Here is a 4,837-nt window from a genome sequence, read left to right as displayed (position 1 = left end):
TTTCGGGCAACTGCCTTTGGAGGGCAAACTTGTCATTATTCTCACACAGCGCACCCACGACATCCACTGTTTTTAAGGGGGCGGATTCCGGCTTGCCATGGATGTGGATGTGATGGTAGGCACCATACACCCCGGGGCGCATCAATGCCGACATGGACGCATCCACGCCCACATAGTTGCGGTAAGTGTTTTTATGGTTGATCACCGAGGTGACAAGGGCACCGTGGGGACCGGTGATAAACCGGGCACTTTCCATATACAGTTTGGGTACCCAGCCGTTTTTTGCTTTAAAGGCGTCAAAGGCTTTGATGATGCCGCCGGCCATGCCTTCAAGGTTAAATGCCTGGGCATCCGGTGTGTAGGGAATGCCTAAACCGCCGCCAATATTTATGAACTCAAATCGGATATCAAGGGCCTGGCTTACATCTTTAGCCAGTTCCAGCAGCATGTCCGCCGTGTCGATCATATATTGGTAATTCAGCTCATTGGACGCTATCATGGTATGCAGGCCAAATCGTTTGACGCCAAGGTCCAGGGCCTGCCCATAGGCTGAAAAGATCTGGTCCCGGGTCAGACCGTATTTGGCTTCTTCGGGTTTGCCGATAATGGCGTTTCCCTGGCGTGTCGCGCCGGGGTTGTATCTGAAACAGAGCAGATCGGGTATGGCCGGCAGTTTGGCAATCAGGGTGATGTCATCCAGATTGATGATGCAGCCCCCCTGGTCCATGGCTGTTTTTAACTGTTCCCGGGTAGTGTTGTTGGAGGTGAACATGATATCTTCGGCATTGCTTCCCACTTTGCGGGCCAGTACGATTTCCGGTACCGAAGCGCAGTCAAAACCAAACCCCTGGGCTTTGAGAAGTGCCATCACCGTGGGATTAGGCAGGCCCTTTACGGCAAAATACTCCTTGAATCCGTCAATGGGGGCAAACGCGTTGTTCAGGGCCTGACAGGTTTGAATGATCCCGGTTTCATCATAGATGTGAAAAGGAGTGCCAAAGGCTGCGACGGCATCCTGAACCACCGTTGACAGTCTCTCTTTGAATTCAGGTGAAATAGGCATGGTAATATTCCTCTATAATAATAAATTAAACGTCATCCGGAAGTTTGATCTTTGCACTTTCCTTGAACGTGGAAAGCGCAATAAATGTTTTAGTTGCCTTTACACTGCTCATATCGGCTATCCGGGTTTGTATCAGTTCTTCCAGTGCCCTGTTGCCGGCTGCCTTTATTTTAATCATCAGGGTATCTCCACCCGCCAGATAATGGACTTCCTGGACCTGTTCTATGGCTGCCAGCTGTTCGCCGGTTTCCCGGATTCCGGACGGGCGGGTGACCTGGATGCTGACAAAGGCGGTCATGGCACATCCGAACATATCCGGGTTCAGGCGCACCTCATAGCCCTGGATGACCTCTTTTGCCTCCAGTTTTTTAATACGCTCAAGCACTGCGGAAGGGGCCATGCCAATGGTCCTGGAAATCTCAATATTGGGGATACGGGCTTTTTTCTGCAGGATTTTAAGAATTTCCAGATCAGTTTTATCCATGGCAATAATATTCAATTTATGCTAAATTTATCATATAAATTTCAGTATCTTAAAATGATATTCGCTATCTTTTGCAAAGTCAAGAATATTATTCTTTAAATAATGAGAAAATATAAATTAAATTCTCTTTGTGTGAATATCGCCGGAATTTTGGACAATTTGATTTTTGTTGATAAAATACAGTGTTTCATATACATGTAAATTTTAGGTGAATTCCGATTAACAACAGGTTGGGGTGGATGGACAAGAACAGCATTAAAATCCTGGTGGTGGATGACGAGGAAGGCATTCTGGACGTCACCGAAGCATTTTTTGAAAGGAAGGGATACCAGGTATATACTGCAGAAAACGGGGCACGGGCCATGGATATTGTCAACCGGGAGAAACTAGACTGCGTTTTTACCGATATCAATATGCCTGTGATGGACGGGCTCGAACTTGCCGAACGAATCCGCCATGTTGAAAGTACCCTGCCCGTTGTGGTGATGACCGGGTATCCGTCCCTTGACAATACCATCCAGACTTTGAAGAACGGGGTTGTGGATTACCTGATCAAGCCGGTGAACCTTGAGCAGATGGAGTTGACCCTTCGCAGGATACTGCGTGAACGGGGTCTCTTTGTTGAAAATCTGATTCTCAAGGAGGAAGTGGAGCGTCGGGAGCGGCTGCGTCAGCTCAACAACGAACTGATTAAAAAAGTGGAGGATGTTAATACCTTAAACCGGGTCATGGAGGATTTTGCCGCCGTTGATTCCAGTTACGAAATTTTTAACAAGGTTGTCCGGTTAGGCGTCGAAGAACTCAAGGCGGACCTGGTTTTTTTTCATGTTTATTCAGAACAGGATCGCTTCCTGGTCCTTGTAGACAAGGCTGGTGCGGAAAATAAAAAATACCCGGCATCCTATTTCACAGACATTCCGGAACAGGAAAAAGCATTTATCATAGAGTCGTTGGGAAGTGATCACACGCCCTGTCTTATTGCAGATGCGGTGGGTATCCCATCAATGAGGGGGCAGGTACACTCCTTTATGGTTGCACCATTGAAAATCCGGGATAAGATTTTCGGTGTTGTTTCAGCTTATATTTTCCAGGGGCCGCGGTTTTTTGGAGAACAGGATATTTACTATTTAAGCTTTATTACCCAGAAAGCCGCTTCAGGTATTGAAAATATTGCTTTATATGAAAATATATACGAGAACCTGTTTTCCACCCTGTTTGCATTTGTTACGGCCCTTGAAGTCCGGGATCTATATACCCGCAAGCACTCCACCAGGGTGGCCAGAGTCTCCCATATGATTGCCGGGGAAATGGGGTGTACCGAAGAAGAGCTGGACATGATCAATGTGGCAGGCAGCCTACATGATATCGGTAAAATAGGTATCAGGGATGATATCCTCTTAAAACCCGGTCGCCTTACCGAAGATGAATACGAAAAAATAAAAGAACATCCTGCCATCGGCGCTGATATTATAAGCAAACTGGGGCTGTGGGGCAGGGAAGCGCAGATTATCAGGCATCATCACGAACGTTTTGACGGTACAGGATATCCCGACGGCCTTAAAGGGGAACAAATTCCTAAACTTGCAAGAATATTGTCCGTTGCCGACAGTTATGACGCCATGGCCTCGGACAGGGCCTACCGCAGGAAAATGGATAAGAAAGTCGTTCTTGACATTATAATTAAAAATTCAGGCTCTCAGTTTGATCCTGTTGTTGTGGATGCTTTTCTCCGGGTGGCGGATCAGGACCTGCCGGATGATTTTTAATGGCTTGAGCATGAAAATGAAATATGCTAATCTAATATAGGAAATTACCAAGCATAAAAATAGTTTTAGATCTTTAAGCGTGGAGTGAAATTGCATTGAGCATTTCAGACAAAAGCGACAGACGAAAATTTTCCAGGGTAGTTTTTACAACCAAAATTGAAATTCATATGCTTGATGAATCCGGACAAAACGTCAAGCTTGCGGCCAACTCAAAAGATCTGAGCCAGAGAGGGGTGTTTGTCAAAACAGACAAGCGGCCGGCCTTGGATACGGTGTGCCGGGTGAATGTTTACCTGTCCGGAGGAGTAGACGATCTCAGGCTGGAAATTCAAGGACGAATCGTCAGGCATACGGATGCCGGATTCGGTGTAGAGTTCGAGTCCATGGACGTAGATACATATACCCATCTGAAAACGTTAGTTTTGTATAATATTGAAGGCAGTGATTAGTTGTCCAGGCAGTATGCGGGGCAACGCTTAAAACCGGCCGGAGGTGTTGGACCTTGGATGTTACACTGATCAATCCGTTCATCAATGCAACCATTAACGTGCTGGAAACAATGGCTTTTGTTACGGTTACAGCGGGAAAACCCTACCTGAAAAAAAATAATATCGCCGTGGGTGATGTGACCGGTGTCCTAGGACTGACCGGGGTCGCCCAGGGAACCATTGCCGTTACCTTTGAAGAAAAATGTATTCTAAAGGTAGTTTCCAACATGTTCGGAGAAAAGATAGACGGGCTTAATGAGGATATCGCCGATGCTGTTGGGGAATTGACAAATATGATTTCCGGACAGGCCCGGCGGGAACTTGATGAAATGGGCAAGGTGTTCAAGGCTGCCATACCATCAGTGATCACTGGAAAAAAACATACTATCAGGCACTATGGGAACGGCCCTAAAATCGCGATCCCTTTTCAAACCGATGGTGGATATTTTACAATTGAGGTGTGTTTTGATAGATAGAAGATGGGTTTCAATCCAATTAAGGAGGAAAATGTGGCAATGGACACATCCATCAAGATTTTGATAGTTGACGATTTTGCGACCATGCGCCGTATTCTGAAGAATATTTTAAAACAGCTTGGTTTTAAAAATCTGGTGGAGGCCGATGATGGTACAACGGCGTGGGAGGTCCTTGAAAGCCAGAGGATTGATCTGATTATTTCCGATTGGAACATGCCCAAAATGACAGGGCTTGAATTGTTGAAAAAGGTGCGGGCCAGCACTCAGTACAAGAAAGCACCTTTCCTCATGGTCACAGCAGAAGCCCAGAAACAGAACGTCATAGAAGCCGTACAAGCCGGTGTCTCCAATTATGTGGTCAAGCCGTTTACAGCAGAGGCCATTTCCGACAAACTCAAAAAGATCCTTAAGTGAGTCAGGTCCCCATGGTCCAAGCAACAGCCGAAAAAAGATCCGGCGCTGCTGACGCCCCGCTCAAAGATGTGTCAGGTTTTGACCGTAGCGGCATTGCCGGTGTGAGTCAGGGACTGATGGCCGTGCTTGACCGGGTGCGTAAGGTT

6 protein-coding genes are annotated in these 4,837 nt (G+C 46.7%); 4 read left to right on the top strand and 2 right to left on the bottom strand.

What is annotated here, in order from left to right; all coding sequences use genetic code 11:
* The coding region (locus tag AB7U36_RS18475) for a diaminopimelate decarboxylase (protein WP_428161137.1) at nt 1-1,063 on the bottom strand (1,063 nt) is incomplete at its 3' end.
* Between the two features lie 25 nt (nt 1,064-1,088).
* On the bottom strand, nt 1,089-1,547 hold the full coding sequence (locus AB7U36_RS18470; RefSeq protein ID WP_428161136.1) for an Lrp/AsnC family transcriptional regulator: 459 nt from the start codon (nt 1,545-1,547) through the stop codon (nt 1,089-1,091).
* Nucleotides 1,548-1,786: 239 nt separating this feature from the next.
* On the opposite strand from AB7U36_RS18470, the gene AB7U36_RS18465 reads away from it, so the two are divergent.
* From AB7U36_RS18465 to AB7U36_RS18450, 4 genes are all read left to right on the top strand, one after another.
* Nucleotides 1,787-3,313, top strand: coding sequence for an HD domain-containing phosphohydrolase (locus AB7U36_RS18465; protein ID WP_428161135.1), 1,527 nt, complete (start codon nt 1,787-1,789; stop codon nt 3,311-3,313).
* A 95-nt stretch (nt 3,314-3,408) separates the two neighbouring features.
* Nucleotides 3,409-3,762: a PilZ domain-containing protein gene (locus AB7U36_RS18460; RefSeq protein ID WP_428161134.1), complete on the top strand. Its 354-nt coding sequence runs from the start codon at nt 3,409-3,411 to the stop codon at nt 3,760-3,762.
* Between the two features lie 53 nt (nt 3,763-3,815).
* Nucleotides 3,816-4,277: a chemotaxis protein CheX gene (locus AB7U36_RS18455; RefSeq protein ID WP_428161133.1), complete on the top strand. Its 462-nt coding sequence runs from the start codon at nt 3,816-3,818 to the stop codon at nt 4,275-4,277.
* Between the two features lie 39 nt (nt 4,278-4,316).
* On the top strand, nt 4,317-4,691 hold the full coding sequence (locus AB7U36_RS18450) for a response regulator (RefSeq protein WP_428161138.1): 375 nt from the start codon (nt 4,317-4,319) through the stop codon (nt 4,689-4,691).
* Nucleotides 4,692-4,837: the final 146 nt, after the last annotated feature.

This window comes from Desulfobacter sp. (assembly GCF_050177295.1).
Note: the sequence above shows the minus strand (reverse complement) of the source record. Positions and strands in the feature narration are given on the sequence as shown.